This window comes from Micromonospora sp. NPDC049529, assembly GCF_055586685.1.
In genome coordinates, this window is sequence record NZ_JBVJHT010000001.1 from 56,442 (window position 1) to 73,810 (window position 17,369).

At 71.3% G+C, this 17,369-nt stretch carries 17 protein-coding genes; 8 read left to right on the forward strand and 9 right to left on the reverse strand.

The window, feature by feature from the left end:
- Positions 1 to 67 precede the first annotated feature (67 nt).
- The 4 genes from ACZ6QQ_RS00280 to ACZ6QQ_RS00295 form a co-directional block, all read right to left on the reverse strand.
- The gene (locus ACZ6QQ_RS00280; RefSeq protein ID WP_465873753.1) at positions 68 to 1,516 is read right to left on the reverse strand and encodes a sensor histidine kinase; all 1,449 of its coding nucleotides are present in this window, start codon (positions 1,514 to 1,516) and stop codon (positions 68 to 70) included.
- A 16-nt stretch (positions 1,517 to 1,532) separates the two neighbouring features.
- Entirely contained in the window at positions 1,533 to 2,228 is a 696-nt protein-coding gene (locus tag ACZ6QQ_RS00285; protein ID WP_465873094.1) for a response regulator, read from the reverse strand.
- 82 nt (positions 2,229 to 2,310) lie between these two features.
- Positions 2,311 to 2,808 (reverse strand): hypothetical protein, encoded by a 498-nt coding sequence (locus tag ACZ6QQ_RS00290; protein WP_465873095.1) that lies wholly within the window; start codon positions 2,806 to 2,808, stop codon positions 2,311 to 2,313.
- Between the two features lie 118 nt (positions 2,809 to 2,926).
- A complete protein-coding gene (locus ACZ6QQ_RS00295; protein ID WP_465873096.1) occupies positions 2,927 to 4,117 on the reverse strand; it encodes a thiolase family protein in 1,191 nt (396 codons plus the stop codon).
- An 84-nt stretch (positions 4,118 to 4,201) separates the two neighbouring features.
- On the opposite strand from ACZ6QQ_RS00295, the gene ACZ6QQ_RS00300 reads away from it, so the two are divergent.
- Positions 4,202 to 4,669 (forward strand): PH domain-containing protein, encoded by a 468-nt coding sequence (locus ACZ6QQ_RS00300; protein ID WP_465873097.1) that lies wholly within the window; start codon positions 4,202 to 4,204, stop codon positions 4,667 to 4,669.
- A 22-nt stretch (positions 4,670 to 4,691) separates the two neighbouring features.
- Here the strand turns inward: ACZ6QQ_RS00300 and ACZ6QQ_RS00305 are convergent, their stop codons facing one another.
- On the reverse strand, positions 4,692 to 5,606 hold the full coding sequence (locus tag ACZ6QQ_RS00305) for a rhomboid family intramembrane serine protease (RefSeq protein ID WP_465873098.1): 915 nt from the start codon (positions 5,604 to 5,606) through the stop codon (positions 4,692 to 4,694).
- A gap of 92 nt (positions 5,607 to 5,698) precedes the next feature.
- Positions 5,699 to 6,229: a peptidylprolyl isomerase gene (locus ACZ6QQ_RS00310; RefSeq protein ID WP_465873099.1), complete on the reverse strand. Its 531-nt coding sequence runs from the start codon at positions 6,227 to 6,229 to the stop codon at positions 5,699 to 5,701.
- A gap of 159 nt (positions 6,230 to 6,388) precedes the next feature.
- Here ACZ6QQ_RS00310 and ACZ6QQ_RS00315 point away from each other — a divergent pair, with 159 nt between their 5' ends.
- Entirely contained in the window at positions 6,389 to 7,135 is a 747-nt protein-coding gene (locus ACZ6QQ_RS00315) for a hypothetical protein (protein ID WP_465873100.1), read from the forward strand.
- Between the two features lie 43 nt (positions 7,136 to 7,178).
- Here ACZ6QQ_RS00315 and corA read toward each other — a convergent pair whose 3' ends face one another.
- Both corA and ACZ6QQ_RS00325 read right to left on the reverse strand, forming a co-directional pair.
- Positions 7,179 to 8,327, reverse strand: a complete 1,149-nt coding sequence (gene corA / locus ACZ6QQ_RS00320; RefSeq protein ID WP_465873101.1) for a magnesium/cobalt transporter CorA — start codon at positions 8,325 to 8,327, stop codon at positions 7,179 to 7,181.
- A gap of 396 nt (positions 8,328 to 8,723) precedes the next feature.
- Positions 8,724 to 9,824: an aminotransferase-like domain-containing protein gene (locus ACZ6QQ_RS00325; RefSeq protein ID WP_465873102.1), complete on the reverse strand. Its 1,101-nt coding sequence runs from the start codon at positions 9,822 to 9,824 to the stop codon at positions 8,724 to 8,726.
- A 235-nt stretch (positions 9,825 to 10,059) separates the two neighbouring features.
- Between ACZ6QQ_RS00325 and ACZ6QQ_RS00330 the strand changes: the two genes are divergently transcribed.
- The 4 genes from ACZ6QQ_RS00330 (at position 10,060) to ACZ6QQ_RS00345 (ending at position 13,186) form a co-directional block, all read left to right on the forward strand.
- Entirely contained in the window at positions 10,060 to 10,509 is a 450-nt protein-coding gene (locus ACZ6QQ_RS00330) for an NUDIX hydrolase (protein WP_465873103.1), read from the forward strand.
- A gap of 97 nt (positions 10,510 to 10,606) precedes the next feature.
- Positions 10,607 to 11,347 carry a phosphocholine cytidylyltransferase family protein gene (locus tag ACZ6QQ_RS00335; RefSeq protein WP_465873104.1) on the forward strand — a complete coding sequence of 247 codons (741 nt, stop codon included), beginning with the start codon at positions 10,607 to 10,609 and terminating at the stop codon, positions 11,345 to 11,347.
- A gap of 45 nt (positions 11,348 to 11,392) precedes the next feature.
- A complete protein-coding gene (locus ACZ6QQ_RS00340; RefSeq protein WP_465873105.1) occupies positions 11,393 to 12,460 on the forward strand; it encodes an iron-containing alcohol dehydrogenase family protein in 1,068 nt (355 codons plus the stop codon).
- A 9-nt stretch (positions 12,461 to 12,469) separates the two neighbouring features.
- Positions 12,470 to 13,186, forward strand: a complete 717-nt coding sequence (locus ACZ6QQ_RS00345; protein ID WP_465873106.1) for a CDP-alcohol phosphatidyltransferase family protein — start codon at positions 12,470 to 12,472, stop codon at positions 13,184 to 13,186.
- 120 nt (positions 13,187 to 13,306) lie between these two features.
- Here the strand turns inward: ACZ6QQ_RS00345 and ACZ6QQ_RS00350 are convergent, their stop codons facing one another.
- A complete protein-coding gene (locus ACZ6QQ_RS00350; protein ID WP_465873107.1) occupies positions 13,307 to 14,482 on the reverse strand; it encodes a glycosyltransferase family 4 protein in 1,176 nt (391 codons plus the stop codon).
- 25 nt (positions 14,483 to 14,507) lie between these two features.
- Here ACZ6QQ_RS00350 and ACZ6QQ_RS00355 point away from each other — a divergent pair, with 25 nt between their 5' ends.
- Positions 14,508 to 15,368, forward strand: coding sequence for an Fpg/Nei family DNA glycosylase (locus ACZ6QQ_RS00355; protein WP_465873108.1), 861 nt, complete (start codon positions 14,508 to 14,510; stop codon positions 15,366 to 15,368).
- Between the two features lie 271 nt (positions 15,369 to 15,639).
- A complete protein-coding gene (locus tag ACZ6QQ_RS00360) occupies positions 15,640 to 17,202 on the forward strand; it encodes a sugar transferase (RefSeq protein ID WP_465873109.1) in 1,563 nt (520 codons plus the stop codon).
- Positions 17,203 to 17,369: the final 167 nt, after the last annotated feature.

A 17,369-nucleotide genomic window follows, 5' to 3' on the forward strand; every position in this document is an offset into this window, starting at 1 on the left:
CACTCGGGGAAAGAGTCCCGCCCGCGCCGCAGCACCGCGTCAGCCCGAGGTACGGGTCGGGTAAAAGTCAGCGGGTCGGTGGGAGCCAGACGGTGAACCGGGCGCCGCCCTCCGGCGCGTGTCCGGCGGCGATCCGGCCACCGAGCCGACGGACCAGACCCGCGGCGAGGGCCAGCCCCAACCCGCTGCCGACCTTGCGGACACCCCGGTAGCGCTGGTGCAGCGCACCCCGTTCGAAGGCGACCGCCAGGTCGTCGTCGGTGAATCCGGGGCCACCGTCGCGTACCTCGATCACGCCGCCGCCGTCCGGGGCGACGGCCACCGCGAGCACCACCGGCGCCCCCGGCGGCACCACCCGCAGCGCGTTCTCCAGCAGCCCGTCCACCACCTGCCGGATCCGACCCGGATCGGTGTACGCCGGCACCGGCCGCTGCGGCACCTCCGTCCGCAGCGGTACGCCCAAACCGGCGCACCGGGCCGTCCAGGTCTGCGCCGCGTCGGCGACCAGCCGGCCGAGGTCGACCGGCAACGGTTCCAGCGGAAAGTCGACCGCCTCCAGCCGGGCCAGTGCCAGCAGGTCGCTGACCAGCCGGTCCAGGTGTTCGGCCTCGGCGAGCATGGTCTGTCCGGCCCGCTGTGTCCCCTCCGGGCCGACCACCCCGTCGGCGATCGCCTCGGCGTAACCCCGGATCGCGGTCAGCGGCGTACGCAACTCGTGCGAGACCGAGAGCAGGAACTCGCGCTGCCGGCCCTCACTGCCGGCCAGGGCGGCGGCGAGCTGGTTGAACGCGTACGCCAGATCGGCCGCCTCCTGGGGCGGCTCGACCGGCAGGCGTACCGTCCGGTCGCCGGAGCGCAGCCGGGCGGCGGCGACGGCCGCGTTGCGGATCGGCCGGGCCAACCGGCGGGCGAGCAGCACACCGGCGACAACACCGGCGGCAAGTCCGGCGAGCAGCGGCAACCACAGGCCGCCGAGCACCGTCCAGAACAACCCGGTGGAGACCTCGCGAGCCAGCACCACCCCGTTGCCACCGGCCAGGGCCCGCCCCTCCACCAGCGACGGAACCCCGGCGACCGTACGGCGGCCGGAGAAGTTGCGGCCGGCACCGACCTGGTCGACCACCCGTGGCGGCAGGCCCGGCCGGTCGGCCACCCCGTCCCGGATCAGGTACGCGTCGATCCCCTGCTGCCGCAACTGCCGGATGATCCGTTCCTCGTCCGTGGTACGACCACGGTCGAGCCGGGGGCGCAGCGTCTCGGCGGCCAGCCTCGCCTGCGCGGTGAGCGCCTCCCTCGCCTGCCGTTGCGCCGCTCCGGCCGCCAACGGTCCGGCCACCGCGGCGGTGACCAGCACCGACACCAGCGCCACCGCGCAACTGACCAGCACCGCCCGGGCGGAGAGGGTACGGCCGACCCGCCACCGCCCCGCCGGAGCCCGGTCCACGGGAGGCAGCGCGGCGGGCGGCCGGTCGACGGGAGGCGGCGCGGCGGGCGACCGGTCGACCGGAGGCGGCAGCGCGGCGGGTGGCCGGTCAGTCGGCACAGGCGTACCCGACTCCCCGGTGGGTCCGGATCACCTCGGCACCGGCGCCGAGCTTGGCGCGTACCTGGGCGACGTGCACGTCCACGGTGCGGGTGCCGCCGTGCGCGGCGTAACCCCAGACACCGGCCAGCAACTCGTCCCGGGTGAAGACCCGGCCGGGTCGAGCCATCAGGTGCGCCAGCAGGTCGAACTCGGTCGAGGTGAGCTGCACCGGGGCGCCCGCGACGGCGACCGTACGTCGGGCGGGGTCGAGGGTGACCGGCCCGACCGCGCGCGGCCGCTCGGTCCGGTCCGGCGGGCCCGCGACCCGGCGGAGCACCGCCCGGACCCGGGCCACGAGTTCCCGTGGGCTGAACGGTTTGGTCACGTAGTCGTCGGCGCCGAGTTCCAGCCCGACGATCCGGTCCGTCTCGTCGTCGCGCGCGGTGAGGAAGATGATCGGGGTCCAGTCGCCGGCCTCGCGTAACCGGCGACAGACCTCGGTGCCGGCCAGACCGGGCAGCGAGATGTCGAGTACGCAGGCAACCGGGCGCAGCCGCCGGGCGGCGGCGAGCCCGGCCGCGCCGTCCCGTTCGATGTGTACGCCGAACCCGTCCCGCACCAGGTAGAGCCGGACCAGGTCGGCGATGGCCGGCTCGTCCTCGACCACCAGGACGAGCCCGCGAGCCGCTGCGTCGTCCGTCACCCGCTCATGATGGCCGACCGGTGGCCGGACGGACATGGCGGGTTTGTTCGAGTTGTGTACGGATCCGGTACGGCGCTCCGACTCAGATCGCGACGGCCGGGCTGAACGTCGCGCGGCGGGCCTCTTTCGGGCTCGGTCCCGCCTGTGGTCCGGGTGCACCGGCGCCCCGGAACACGTGGTCGAGCAGGGCGTCGAGCTGCGACACCGGCTGCCGGTGGCCGGCCCTGATCAGGTAGCGCTCACGGATGCCGTCGACCGCGGTCGCGGTGAACTCCAGCACGGGCAGCCGGGGATCCGGGGTCCAACCGACGTTGTTGAGATGCCGCAGGTCGGTGTTGAGATGCATGCTCAGCCGGTGCAGCAGGCGGCTCTGCTGGGTGACCACCAGCCGGTGGCGGGTGAGCAGGAGCAGGTGGCCACCGGAGGCCGGCCCGTCCGGTCGGGTGCAGCGGGCGACCAGGAGCGTGGCGTCGTCGGCGGCCACGCACCGCCGGAAGATCGGCAGGTGCCGGCTCATGATCGACGCGGCCAACCCCGCCTCCGCCGCAGCCGGCAGGAACGTTCGGAAGAAGAGGTCCATGCGGTACTCAACGAAACGTCACCAGAATCTGACGCGGCGTACGTATGGATGAATATGAAATTACAGAACTTCCACGACGGCAAGTCCACGCTCGGGACACCGGAGCCGGACGGAACAGCTACAGCAGCTCCACGATGGTGGCGTTGGCCATTCCACCGCCCTCACACATCGTCTGGAGCCCGTACCGGATGCCGTTGTCCCGCATGTGCTGCAACATCGTGGTCATGATCCGGGCGCCCGAGCCGCCCAGCGGGTGACCGAGCGCGATCGCACCACCGCGCGGGTTGAGCCGGGCCGGGTCGGCCTCGGTCTCGGCCAGCCAGGCCAGCGGGACCGGGGCGAACGCCTCGTTGACCTCGTACACCCCGATCTCCTCGATGCCCAGCCCGGCGCGGCGCAGCGCCTTCGCGGTGGCCGGGATGGGACCGGTCAGCATGACCACCGGATCGTCGGCGGCGACCACGGCGGTGTGGATCCGGGCCAGCGGCCGCAACCCGTGTTCGCCGGCCCACTCCGAACTCGTCACCGCCAACGCCGCCGCACCGTCGGAGATCTGCGACGCCGAACCGGCGGTGACCACACCGTCGGCCCGGAACGGGGTGGCCAGCTCCGCCAACCGGGCCAGCGTGGTGTCCCGGCGGATGCCCTCGTCGGCGGCGACCTTGCCGCCGTCGGCCACCGGCACCGGGGCGATCTCCGGGTCGAACGCGCCCGCGTCCTGGGCAGCCGCCGCCTTCTCGTGGCTGGCCAGCGCGAACTCGTCCAACCGGGTACGCGACAGCCGCCAGCGCCGCGCCATCAGCTCGGCGCCGACCCCCTGGTTGAACGGCACCGGATCCGAGGCGGCGAAGCCGTCCACCCCCCGGTAGCGGGCCCGGACCAACTCGCCGTAGGGCAGGCCGTCGGTGCCGGACTCCGGCACCCGGATGCTGCTGCCCATCGGCACCCGCGTCATCGACTCCACCCCGCCGGCCACCACCAGGTCCGCCTGACCGGAGATCACCGCGGCGGCGGCGAAGTGCAACGCCTGCTGGCTGGACCCGCACTGCCGGTCGAGCGTGGTGCCGGGCACCGTCTGCGGCCAACCCGCCGCGAGCACGGCATTACGCCCCACGTTCCACGCCTGCTCGCCGACCTGGGAGACGCACCCCCAGATGACGTCGTCCACGTCCGCCGGATCGAGACCGGTCCGTTCGGCCAGCGCCCGCAGCACGTGCGCGGAGAGGTCGACCGGGTGCACGCTGGCCAGCCCGCCCCGGCGTCGGCCGACCGGGGTGCGTACGGCGCCGACGATGACCGCGTCTCTCATCACAACTCCCCGGTAACTTAGCCTGCCCCGATCGTACGCGCGCGGACCCTGCACCCGGCCGGGTCGGGCTGGCATCCTGGATCGGTGCACCCCGATCAGAGCGCGACGCCGACCAGTTGGCGGGTACGCCCCGCCCTGCCCCTGCTGAAGCTCACCGGGGCGGTGGTCCTGGTCGGGCTCGGCCTGCTCCTCGGGGGCGGGGACCCGGTGCCGATCGGGGTGACCGTGCTGACCGGAGCCGGCCTGGTCGGCTGGGCCGTACGCGACCTGGTGGCCCCGGTACGCCTCGCGGTCGACCCGGCCGGGGTGACGGTGATCAAGGGGTTCGCCGGCCGACGACACCTGGCATGGGGTCAGATCGAACGGATAGCGGTGGACAGCCGGCCGCGCCTCGGGCTGCGTACCGGCACCCTGGAACTCGACGCCGGTGACTCGTTGCACTTCTTCAGCCGCTACGACCTGGGTGCCGAGCCGGGCGAGGTGGCGAACGCCCTGCGGATGGCGAAGTTCCACGCCGGCAGCACACCCGCCGACCCGGCCGAGCAGCGCTAGGCCCCCTGGACCGGGACCGGGGTCAGCCGAGCAGCAGCGAGGTACGGAGCAGGGTCAGGCCGACCAGGGCGAGTACGACCACCGCGCCACCGGCGGCCTGGAACACCGACCGGCGGATCCGGGGCGCGTAGGCCAGGACCAGCGCCATCAGGGCACCGACCACCAGCCCGCCGAGGTGGCCGGCGATCGAGATGCCGGGTACGGCGAAGGTGAAGACCAGGTTGACCACGAGCACCGGCACCACCGCCGAGGTGTCCCGGCCCATCCGCCGCATGATGATGAACAGGGCGGCGAAGAGTCCGAAGATGGCGGTCGAGGCGCCCACGGTCTGGGCGTTGGGTGCGGAGAACAGGTACGCCGCGACGTTCCCGCCGAGCCCGGCGATCAGGTAGAGGGCCAGGAAACGCAGCGGGCCGAGGGTCGCCTCCAGGGTGCGGCCGAGCATCCAGAGCGCCCACATGTTCAGCAGCAGGTGCACGATCCCGTAGTGCAGGAACATCGCCGTGAACAGCCGGTAGTACTCGTCGGCGGCGATCCCGTGCACCGGGCCGAAGTTGACGTACGGGGCGAAGCCCAGCACCGAGCCCCACCGCGTGAGCGGCGTACCGCCGCCGAGGAGCCCACCGAGGCCACCGCCGGCCACCGCGTCGCCGCCGCCGGCCGACCCGATCGAGATCAACATCAGCAGTACGTTCAGGCCGATCAGTGTCTTGGTGACGTAGCCGGCACGGCCGGCGGCACCGCCACCGAAGGCGGTACGCGCCGGCCGCTGGCTACGCCGGCCTTCCGCCACACACTCGGGGCACTGGTGCCCGACCGACGCTTCCCGCATGCAGTCGGGGCAGATCGGCCGGTCACAGCGGGTGCATCGGACCCAGGTCTCCCGACCGGGGTGGCGGTAGCAGACCGGGGCGGTGGTCTGCGGCGACTCGCTCACGCGGTCACCTCACTGCGCTTGCTCAACGCCCGCCACCCTCGCTGCACTCGGATGCTCCCGCTCATGCAGCCAAAGGGTACCCCGGTGAGTGGTCAGTCGCCGATGCGCTCGATCTGCACCCGCTCGATCACCACGTCCTGCCGGGGCCGGTCGGCCGGGTCGGTCGGGGTGTTGGCGATCGCGTCGACGACCTTGACCGAGTCGTCGTCGGCAACCTGGCCGAAGATCGTGTGCCGGTTGTTCAGGTGCGGGGTCGGGCCCACCGTGATGAAGAACTGCGAGCCGTTGGTGCCCGGCCCGGCGTTCGCCATCGCGAGCAGGTACGGCCGGTCGAAGCGCAGCTCCGGGTGGAACTCGTCACCGAAGTTGTAACCGGGGCCGCCCCGGCCGGTGCCGGTCGGGTCACCCATCTGGATCATGAAGCCGCTGATCACCCGGTGCGAGATGGTGCCGTCGTAGTACGGCCCGCTGCCCGGCTGCCCGGTGCGCGGGTCGGTGTAGTCCTTCGTGCCCTCGGCGAGCTCGACGAAGTTGCGCACCGTCTTCGGCGCGTGGTTGGGGAAAAGCTCCAGCCGGATCGGACCGGCGTTGGTGTGCAGGGTGGCGTAAATGGCCTCGGCCACGGAGTACTCCTCGATCGTCGTGGACTTGCCGGCCGGGGGACGCAGACCGGCAGGCACGGGTCAGTTTCCATGCGGATCCTCCCATGTGCCCGTTCCGGCCGTGCGGAGGCATCCAAAGGTGGAGGATGACGGAGGAACAACCCGAGGAGGTGGAGACCGGTGTTTGGATTCGGGCGACGCAAGTCCCACAGCAAGCTCGTGCGTACCGAGCTGGGTGAGGGCTTCGGTCACTTCAGGCAGGCGGCGGGCCATGCAGCGGACGGTGTGGGCGCCACGATCGGCCCCCGTGTGCAGGTGGCGCGGGACTACCTCTCGCCGACCGCGACGAAAGTCGCGGAGACGGCGGTCAATGGTTGGGGAACCACTGTGACCGCGATCGCACCCCTCGCGATGGCCGCACTGGCCGGTGCTCGCGAGGCCGGCACGACCGCCGGCCAGTCGCGGACCAGGAACATAACGGGATCTAAGAAGAAGATGATGAAAACGATGCCGAAGAAGAAGCGGAAGTCGAACGGATCAGGTCGACGCAGATCGATATTGACCGGCCTACTCGCGGCCGGCGCGGTGGCCGGTGTGGTGGGGGCGGTCGCGATCCGCCGCCGACAGCAGGAGCACTGGGAGGCGTACGAGCCGCTGCCGGCACCCGAGACCAGCCGGAGCGACGGTCGGGCCTCGGCCGGCGGTGGCCTCAGCTCGACCGCCGGGCGGGACGGCGCCGAGGCGGGAACCGCGGCGAAGCCGAAGCCGGTCACCATCGAGAAGGTCCGCGACCGCACCTCGGCAGCCGGCGAGAAGATCGCCAGTACGGCCGGGACCGCCACCGACGGCGCCAAGCCCGCCGCCAAGGCCGGAGCGAAGCCCGACGGTCTGCTCGGCACCGGCCCGGCGGGCAACAGCCGCGGCTGAGCTTCCCGACGACCGGGTCAGCACCGGGGTCGCCGGTGCCGGCTCAGAGCCAGCGGTTGCGCCGGAACCAGCGGTACAGCCCCAGCGAGATCGCCACCATGAGGGCGAACACCACCGGGTAGCCGTACTTCCACTGGGTCTCCGGCATGTATGCGAAGTTCATGCCGTAGACACCGGCGATCGCCGTCCAGACGGCCGCGATACCCGCCCACGCGGCGATCTTGCGCATGTCGTTGTTCTGGTCGACGGTCACCTGGGCGAGTCGCGCCTGAAGGATCGAGTTGAGCAGGTCGTCGTAGGAGTTGACCTGTTCGACGGTCCGGGTCAGGTGGTCCTGGACGTCCCGGAAGTAGCGCCGGATCTCCTTGGGCACGTCCCGGTTGACCGTACCGGTCAACATCATCAGCGGCCGTTGCAGCGGGACCACGGCCCGCTTGAACTCGACCAGCTCACGCTTCATCTGGTAGATCCGCTGGATCCGGCCGTGGGCCTTGACGGAGAACACCTGGGCCTCCAGCGTGTCCAGGTCCGCCTCGACCTGGTCGGCCACCTCCAGGTAGAGGTCGACCACCCGGTCGGTGACCGCGTACGCCACCGCCCACGGCCCCTGCTCCAGCAGTTCCTTCTTGCCCTCCAGGTCGGCCCGGACACCGGCCAGCCGGCAGGCGTCACCGTGCCGCACGCTGATCACGAACCGGGGGCCGATGAAGAGCATCACCTGGCCGGTCTCGACCACCTCGGAGGTCTCGGTCAGCTCACCGTGCTCGACGTACCGGGCGGTGCGCAGCACCAGGAAGCTGACCTCGCCGAACCGCTCCAGCTTCGGGCGCTGTTCGGCCTTGACCGCGTCCTCGACCGCCAGCTCGTGCAACCCGTACGTGTCGGCGATGCCGGCCATCTCGGCCTGGGCCGGCTCGTGCAGCCCGAGCCAGACGAAGGCGTCCGGCTTGCCCTCGGCGGAACTGCGCTCGGCGGCGGCCAGCGCGGTGGCGTAGTCCCACTCGCCGGGCTGGCGCACCCCGCCGACGTAGAGACCGCAGTCGACCACGCCGGTACGGACGTCGGGCGCGGAGGCGGAATGCTGGCCGGGATCGGCGTTGAGTATCCGGCGGACCGGGGCGATCCAGGATCGGGGTCGGACCCGGACCCGCCCGTCACCACCCGGCTGGTCCTGATCGAGTCGCTCTGCCATTGGGTGGCCCGCCCCCCTCCGTGGTTCTCGGTACGCGGCTTTGCAGGTTACGCCGAGAGTCGCCGTCCGCCGACCGCGCCGGGAGGGTCGGCGCCGGGTGGACCGGCCGCGTCGGGGGGGTTACGTGCGGTCGGCCCACCCGGCACCTTTGGGGGCGGGGGGCTATGCATTTGGGTCCTGCCCGGATGACCACGGCGGAACAGCACGGATGGTGTCGTGGCTGGTGGCCGGATGAAACGCGACAGGCGCTCGCAGCATTGTGGGCCGTTTGCCGGTCCGGCGGGACCCCCGGACCGGCTATCACGAACTTTTGTCGGGTATCCGACACTCCAGCGGTGGCCGATACCGGATCCGTCTGATCAAAGCCGCTTTCCCGCACCGGGACGGCCGGGCCGGTCAGCCCTGGCCGCGAACCTCGTCGACCGCGGCGGCCAACCGGCGTACGCCCTCCTCGACCTGGTCGGCGGTGACCGCCGAGTACGCCAGCCGCAGCGCGTGGTGCCCGCCCTCGATCAGGAAGTCACTGCCCTTGACCACGGCGACCCCGCGCTCGGCGGCAGCCGGCGCCAGCCGGTCGGCCAGCACGTCCGGCGGCAGCTCGATCCAGAGGAAGTAGCCACCGTCCGGCTCGTAGAACCGGACGCCCGGGATCTGCGCCCGCAGCGCCTCGGCGAGCAGCCGGGACCGCTCGCCGAGCGCGGCGCTGACCGTCTCGATCGAGCGGTCGATGTCCCCGGAGACACAGAACTGGTAAACCGTCGCCTGGGCGAACATGCCCGGCGAGATGTAGAGGTTGGTGGCCTTCTTGGCGATCTCGGCGATCAACGCGGCCGGGCCGATCAGGTAACCGACCCGGACACCGGGGCAGACCGTCTTGGTGAAGCTCGACGCGTGCACCACCACACCGTGCTCGTCCAGGGAGAGCATCGACGGCAGCTTCTCGCCCCGGAACCGGATGTCCGCGTACGGGTCGTCCTCGAAGATCGTGAAGCCGTACTCGACCGCCAGGGCGAGCAGCGCCCGCCGCTTCTCCAGGGAGAGGGTCACCCCGGCCGGGTTCTGGTAGTTCGGGATGATGTGCGCGAGCTTCGGGCGTACCCCCGATTCGAGCAGCTTGCCCAGCTCCTCGGTGTCGATCCCGTCCGGGTGGATGGTCACCGAATGCAGATCGCCGCCCTGCTGTTGCAGGTTGAGCAGGGTCCGGTCGTAGGTCGGCCGCTCCACCACCACCGAGTCGCCCGGCTGCACCAGGTGCTCGAAGAGGAACGCGTCGGCCTGCAACGAACCGTTGGTCACCAGCACCTGGTCCACCGCCACGCCGTGCTTGCGGGCGATCCACTCGCGCAGGGGCGGGTAGCCCAGCGACGTTCCGTAGGCGGTGACGCCGGCCGGGTCCGCGTCCAGCGCGCGTACGGCCGCGGCCTTCAGCCCTTCGATATCGATGATGTCCAGCGACGGAGCGCCACGGGCAAAGGAGATCAGCTGCTCGGCAGTCATGACTACCCAGCGTACGGGCGACCGTCGCCGGTGCGGCGGCGGCACGGCGATGTCCGAATCCTGGAAAACGAGACCGGCGCCGTCCCAATCCACCCCCGGACCCCGTCCCATAACCGCGCCCGGACCCCGTCCCTGACCGCGCCCGCGACACCTCGGACACACCCGGCCCGCGCGGCCGGCGGCACAGCGGAAAAGACCCTGTTCACGGCGGACATCGGGTGACTAGTGTCGACCCGTGCCCACCGATCCCCTCCGGTGCGCCGGAGCGCTGATCGTCGACGACGACGGTCGGATCTTCTTCCAGCGCCGGTCCCCGCAGCGAAAACTCTTCCCCGACACGTGGGACATCGTCGGCGGCCACCTCGAACCCGGCGAGGAGATCGAGGACACGCTGTACCGGGAGGTGACCGAGGAGACCGGCTGGACCGTATCGATCGTCCTCGGCCTGGTCGGCGAGTATCTCTGGACCGGCAACGACGGCCTCGCCCGGGTGGAGAGCGACTTCCTGGTCCGGGTCGACGGTGATCTCGCCCGGCCCCGCCTGGAGGAGGGCAAGCACACCGAGTTCCGCTGGCTGGCCGAGCACGAGATCGATCTGCTGGACGAACACCGGGACGTCAACGACGGGCTGATCCGCCGGATCGCCGAGGACGGTTTCGCCGCGTTGCACGCGATCGGCCTCTGAGGCCGAGTTCGGCCGGGTGCCCGGTCCGACGGGAAACGTGGTTCCGTCCCTCGGGGCTGTCTGCGTGCGGTAGTCGTTGACTCATGGGGACCCCACGATGATCGGACTGGTGCTCGCCGCGGGGGCGGGGCGCAGGCTGCGTCCGTACACGGACACCCTGCCCAAGGCACTCATTCCGGTCGACGGTGGGACAACCATCCTCGACATCGCGCTGCACAACTTCGCCGAGGTCGGACTGACCGAGGCCACCATCGTGATCGGGTACGCCGCCCCGGAGATACGGGACCGGCAGGCGGCGTTGGAGCGGCGGCACGGGGTACGACTCACCCTGGTCCACAACGCCAAGGCCGAGCAGTGGAACAACGCGTACTCGCTCTGGTTGGCCCACGAACACCTCGGCCGGGGCGCGCTGCTGGTCAACGGCGACACCGTGCACCCGGTGAGCGTGGAACGGACCCTGCTCGCCGGACGCGGGCCGGGCATCCTGCTCGCCGTCGACGACGTCAAGGAGCTGGCCGACGAGGAGATGAAGACGATCTTCGACGCCGACGGGCGGCTCACCAGGATCACCAAGCGGATGGACCCGACCGACGCGCACGGGGAGTACATCGGGGCCACCCTGATCGAGCCGTACGCCGCGCCCGCCCTCGCCGACGCGCTCGAATCCACCTGGCGCCGCGACCCGAACCTCTACTACGAGGACGGCTACCAGGAGTACGCGATCCGGGGCGGAGAGATACGCGGAGCACCGATCGGTGACGTGGAGTGGGTCGAGGTCGACAACCTCGCCGACCTGACCCGGGCCCGGGAACTCACCGGCTGGCAGTGGACGCCGTAGGACGACCGAGTACCGGCCAGCCGGCCGGCACGATGAGGGGGACCGATGCCGCTCCTGGCCCGTACGGTCAACACGCCGCTGGTCATCGAGGTGCGCCACGGCGCGATCGCCGACCTCGGCCCGCTCCTCGCCGACCAGCGGATCTCCGCCGGTGGGGACGTGGCGGTGGTGGTCGGCCCCGGACAGGGTGAACGGATCGTCGAGCTGATCCGCCCGACGCTCGGCTCCGCCGACGTGTTCACCGTCTGCGGCGGCACCCTGGACGCCGCCCTCGAACTCGGCGACAAGCTGCCCGCCGGCGCGTACGACGCGGTGGTCGGCATCGGCGGCGGCAAGACCATCGACACCGCCAAGTACGCCGCCACCCGGTACGGCATGCCGATGGTCTCGGTGGCCACCAGCCTGGCCAACGACGGCATCGCCTCACCGATCGCCACCCTGGACCACGACGGCGGGCGCCCCTCCTACGGCGTGCACATCCCGATCGCGGTCATCGTCGACCTCGACTTCGTCGAGTCCGGGCCGGACCTGCGGCACCGGGCCGGGATCGGCGAGGTGCTGAGCAACATCAGCGCCCTGGCGGACTGGGAACTGGCCCGCGAGGTACGCGGTGAGCCGGTGGACGGGCTCGGCGCCACCCTCGCCCGTTCCGGGGCCGAGGCGATCATCAACCATCCGGGCGACATGAGCGACGACGGTTTCGTGACCGTCCTCGCCGAGTCGCTGATCTCCAGCGGCCTGGCCATGGCGATCACCGGCACCAGCCGCCCGTGCAGCGGCGGCTGCCACGAGATCATGCACGCGATGCACCTGCTCCGGGTCGGCACCGGCTCGCACGGCGAGCAGGTCGGCCTCGGCGGGCTCTTCTGCACCTTCCTCCGGGGCGACCTCGACCGGTTCCGGCAGATGGCGAGCTGCCTGCACCGGCACGGCCTGCCGATGCTACCGGCCGGGATCGGGCTCACCGACGACGAGTTCGTCGAGGTGGTGACCCTCGCCCCGCGGACCCGACCGGACCGCTACACGATCATCGAGCACCTGGACCTGGCGCCGGACGGGATCCGCGGCCGGCTCGCGGACTACGCCGACGCACTCCACGACCACCTCGGCTGAGTACCGGCCGTGACCACCTCAGCCGAGCCGTACCGGCCGTCCGCCGCCGACTTCTACCGGGCGAACCGGGGTGGCGGGCTGTTCAGCGAGACGCTCAGTCAGCGGCTCGGCGCCGGATTCGCGTGGCTGGCGTACCGGCTCGGGTTGAGCCCGACGGCCCTGACCCTCGGCAACCTGCTGCTGGGCCTGGCCGCCTCGGTCGCCACGGCGGCGCTGGCCGGGCCGGTCGCCGACGGGGGCGTACCGGCCTGGGTCGCCGGGCTGGTCGCGCTGCTGGGCTGGCAGGTGGCGTACGCCCTGGACTGCGCCGACGGGCAGTTGGCCCGGGTCACCGGTCGGGACAGCCCGGCCGGCGCCCGGGTGGACGTGCTCTGCGACGTGGCGGCCCAGATCGCCCTGGTGACCGCGCTCGGCGCGACCACGGTGGCCCAACGCCCCGGCACGCCGGTCTGGCTGGTCGCGGCGTTCGCCGGCACCTGGATGGTCAACCTGGTCACCTCGGTGATGCAGGCCGGTCCGAGCCGGGCCAGCCTGATCCCCTCCACCCGGCTGCCGGTGCGGCTGGTGAAGCTCGTCCGCGACTACGGCGCGATGATCTTCGTGGCCGCGCTGGTGCTGCTCCTCGCACCCGCCGCCACGATCTGGATCATCACCGCCTTCACCGTCCTGAACGGCGCCTTCCTCCTCGCCAGCATCGCCGCCTCCGCCCGAGCCTCCCTCCCCTGACCCGCGCCTCCCCTCCCGCCCCTCTCCCCGGCTCGTTGATCTAGGGCAAATACGTGTTAGTTGATCTCTGATCACACGTATTTGCCCTAGATCAACGGCATGGGGGGCGGGGTGGGGGAGTTAGGGGGTGGGGAGCAGGGAGGTGTAGGTGTTGAGGAGTTGGGTGGTTACTACTTCGGGGCGGAAGGTGGACAGGTAGCGGGTGCGGGCCAGGGGGGCCAGGGTCGGGGCGGCGGCTCGGGCGGTGGGCAGGGCGGCGGCCAGGGCGGCCGGGTCCGCCGGCACGACCCAGCCCGCCGCGGTCGGCGGGTGGTCCATACCGATCAGGTACGGCACCCCGCCGAGCGCCGTACCGAGCACCGGCCGGCCGGCGGCGAGTGCCTCGATCACCACCGTCGGAAGTACGTCGTGCCAGGTGGGGACCGCCACCACCACGGCGGTGGCCCGGACCGCCTTCCACACCCCGGCACGGTCCAACGGCCCGAGGTACTCGACATCGGTACGTTCCCGGGCCGCCGCCTCGGCCAGTGGCCGCAACTCGCCGTCCCCGGCGATCCGCAGCGGGCCGAGCGACCCCTCCGGGTGCTGTCGCCAGGCCTGGAGCAGCAGGTCGAGGCCCTTCTCCGGGGAGAGTCGACCGAAGAAGAGGAAACCGTCGCCGAGCGGGGCCGGCTCGCCCGGATCGGGGATCGCGTTCGGCTTGACCACGATCCGGTCGGCCGGGATGCCGTACTCGCGCAGGTGGTCGGCGACGGCCGAGGTGAGCGCGATGAACCGGTCGACCGAACGCCAGGTCGGGCGGTGCACGGCGAGGGTCGTCGCCATCAGCGCGCTCTGCGCCCGGGAGCCCCGGTAGCAGCGGTGCACGATCGCCGGCACGCCGAGCGCCCGTCCCCGGCAGTCGTGGCAGATGTGCCCGTCCCGGAAGTAGAGGCCGGAGGAGCAGACCTGGCGGTAGTTGTGCACCGTCTGCACCACCGGTACGCCGTGCTGGTGCGCGGTCCGCACCACCCAGGGTGACAGCAACGGGTACGGATTGTGCAGGTGCAGCACGTCCGGACGGTGTGTCTCGATCAACCGGCTCAGCTCCCGCTGGGCCTGCGGCGCGTAGATCGGCGAGATCGGCAGCAGCGCCTTCGCGCCCTTCGGCATCGCCGGGATCTCATCCGAGCTGCGCAGGAACGGCAGGACCTCGACCCCGGCCGCCGTGAGCTGGGCGATCTCCAGATCGACCATGGTGTTCTCGCCCGAAGGCTGAGCTTCGCGATACCGATTGTGCGCCACGACCACCTTCACACGACGAGAGGCTACCGTTAGTGACGTGCCCGAACTGCCTGAGGTAGAGGCGCTCGGTGCCTACCTGCGTGAGCGCGCGGTGGGCCGCCGGGTGGAGCGGCTGGAGATCGCTGCCATCAGCGCCCTGAAAACGTACGATCCGGCACCGACCGCGACGGTCGGCCGCTCGGTGACCGGCGCCGGCCGGTACGGCAAGTTCCTCGACGTCCAGCTCGACGGTGGCCTGCACCTGGTGGTCCACCTGGCCCGAGCCGGTTGGCTGCACTACCGGGAGGCATTCGCCTCGACCGCCCCGCTCAAACCCGGCAAGGGTCCGATCGCCGTCCGGGTACGACTCGACGACAGCTCCGGTTTCGACCTGACCGAGGCCGGTACGCAGAAGAAGCTCGCCGCCTACCTGGTCACCGAACCGACCCAGGTGCCCGGAGTGGCCCGGCTCGGCCCGGACGCGCTCGCCGCCGACCTGCCGCTGTTCAGCGAACGGCTGCGGTCCCGACGCGGACAGGTGAAGGGGATCCTCACCGACCAGGAGATCCTGGCCGGCGTCGGCAACGCCTACTCCGACGAGATCCTGCACACGGCCCGACTCTCGCCGTTCGCGATCACGGACCGCCTCGCCGACACCCAGCTCGCCGCCCTGCACGCCGCGACCCGGCAGGTGCTGGGAGACGCGGTGGCGCGGTCGGTGGGACAGCGGGCCGCCGAGTTGAAGGGCGAGAAGCGGTCCGGGCTCCGGGTGCACGGCCGTACCGGACTGCCCTGCCCGGTCTGCGGCGACACTGTCCGTGAGGTCTCGTTCGCCGATTCGAGCCTCCAGTACTGCGCGAGCTGTCAGACCGGCGGCAAGCCGCTGGCCGACCGCCGACTATCCCGACTTGTGCGTTAGGTGACCAACAATTGGCTGAGGGTAGAAATCGCCCAGGTGGAGATGAAATCTCCATCGGACAGATCTGGCGGGGACGCCATCCATCGGTATAGTGACCCGGTCCGAGGCTCTTATCGCACGGGGCCGGATCGCTCTCACCGCGAGTCGGTGAGGCGTAATGTCCCTCCGGTTCACGCCCCTACCGGGGCTTGCGTGGGAGACTGAGACGGTGGGCGACCCGAGCCCTTACGGCGAATGGGCGGCACGTGTCACACGGGAGGACGTAGGTGAGGTGACAACAAGCCTCCAACGCCCGGTAACCGGCAGTGGCCGAAACGGCCCGGTCCGACACGTCGACAGCTTCGAAATCCAGCTGCCCACGACCCCACCCCCGAATGGTGTGCCCCGTTCCGCCTGGGCGAAGGTCAGTCGGCGGGTCTCCCGGTGGCACCGTCCGTACACCCTGATCCTGCTGCTGCTGGACTTCGGTGCCGCCGCGCTGGCGAGCTGGGTCTCGATCAGCAGGTTCGAGAAGGCGACGGCGGGCTTCAACGCCGCCGACGTGGACGCCACCTGGTTCCACACCGTCTCCTACCTGCTGCTGCCGCTCGGCTGGTTGCTGGTGCTCTGGGGCAACCGGGCCTACGACCGGCGCTACCTGGGCATCGGCACGGAAGAGTTCAAACGCGTCGTACGGGCCGGGGTGGTGGTCGCGGCGAGCGTGTCGTTCCTGGCCTTCGCCACCGTGACCCAGCTGTCCCGGCTCTCGGTCGCGACCGCGCTGGTCGGCGCACTGGTGTTCATCCTGATCTTCCGGCTGCTCGCCCGCTTCGCACTACACACGTTGCGTCGACGCAGCGGACACGCGGCGCACCGGATGGTGCTGGTCGGCACCCTGCCGGAGGCACTGGAGGTCTACACCGCCGTCACCCGGAGTCCGGCCGCCGGCCTGATCCCGGTCGCCATCCACCTCACCGACGGGTACGCCGCCGCCCGGGGCATCGAGACCCCGGTGCCGATCTACGCCGGCCGGGATGTCCTGTCCCTGGTCCGCGAGGTGGCCGGCGACACCATCGCGGTCTGCGGCTCGGCGAGCTGGGAGCCGGGTGAACTGCGCCGGCTCGCCTGGCAGCTGGAGGGTTCCGGCATCGACCTGGTGGTGGCCCCGCAGCTGACCGACATCGCCGGACCACGGGTGCACATCCGGCCGATCGAGGGCCTACCGCTGCTGCACGTCGAAGAGCCCACCCTGTCCGGTCCGGCGCTCCTGGCGAAGAACCTGCTCGACCGGGTCGCGGCCGGGCTCGGGCTGCTGCTGCTCTCCCCGCTCTTCATCGCCGTGGCGCTCGCGATCCGGATCTCCGACCCCGGCCCGGTCTTCTTCCGCCAGCCCAGGGTCGGCCACGAGGGCCGAACCTTCCGGGTCTGGAAGTTCCGCACCATGTACGTCGACGCGGAGGACCGCCTCGCCGGGCTGGTCGACCAGAACGAAACCGACGGCATGCTCTTCAAGATCAAGGAGGACCCTCGGGTCTTCCCGGTCGGCCGGTTCCTGCGGGCCAGCTCCCTGGACGAGCTGCCCCAGCTGATCAACGTACTCAAGGGCGAAATGTCCCTGGTCGGACCGCGTCCGCTGCCGGCCGACGACGGCGACTTCCTCGGCGACGTACGACGCCGGCTCCTGGTCCGCCCCGGCATGACCGGCCTCTGGCAGGTCTCCGGCCGATCCGACCTCTCCTGGGACGAAGCGGTCCGACTCGACCTCTACTACGTCGACAACTGGTCCCTCGCCTACGACCTCAGCATCCTCTGGCGCACCATCGGCGTCGTCCTCGCCCGCAAGGGGGCTTATTAGTTGGCGACGGCTCCGCCGTCGCTGGCTCGCTCTCTGCTGGCTGGCCTCGGCTTCGCCTCGGCTGGCTCGCTCCGCTTCGCGCCGCCCAGTGGGGGGGGGGGGGGGGGTGGGGGGGGGGGGGGGGGGGGTGCTGCCCTCCTCCAGAAAAAAACACGGAACGGTCTCGG

Bases quoted from the DNA above. Each gene is read 5' to 3' on its own strand.
- ACZ6QQ_RS00290 (WP_465873095.1), bottom strand. From the start codon at position 2,808: ATGGACCTCTTCTTCCGAACGTTCCTGCCGGCTGCGGCGGAGGCGGGG.
- ACZ6QQ_RS00325 (WP_465873102.1), bottom strand. From the start codon at position 9,824: ATGACTGCCGAGCAGCTGATCTCCTTTGCCCGTGGCGCTCCGTCGCTG.
- corA (WP_465873101.1), bottom strand. From the start codon at position 8,327: ATGGCAGAGCGACTCGATCAGGACCAGCCGGGTGGTGACGGGCGGGTC.
- ACZ6QQ_RS00340 (WP_465873105.1), top strand. From the start codon at position 11,393: ATGCCGCTCCTGGCCCGTACGGTCAACACGCCGCTGGTCATCGAGGTG.
- ACZ6QQ_RS00335 (WP_465873104.1), top strand. From the start codon at position 10,607: ATGATCGGACTGGTGCTCGCCGCGGGGGCGGGGCGCAGGCTGCGTCCG.
- ACZ6QQ_RS00295 (WP_465873096.1), bottom strand. From the start codon at position 4,117: ATGAGAGACGCGGTCATCGTCGGCGCCGTACGCACCCCGGTCGGCCGA.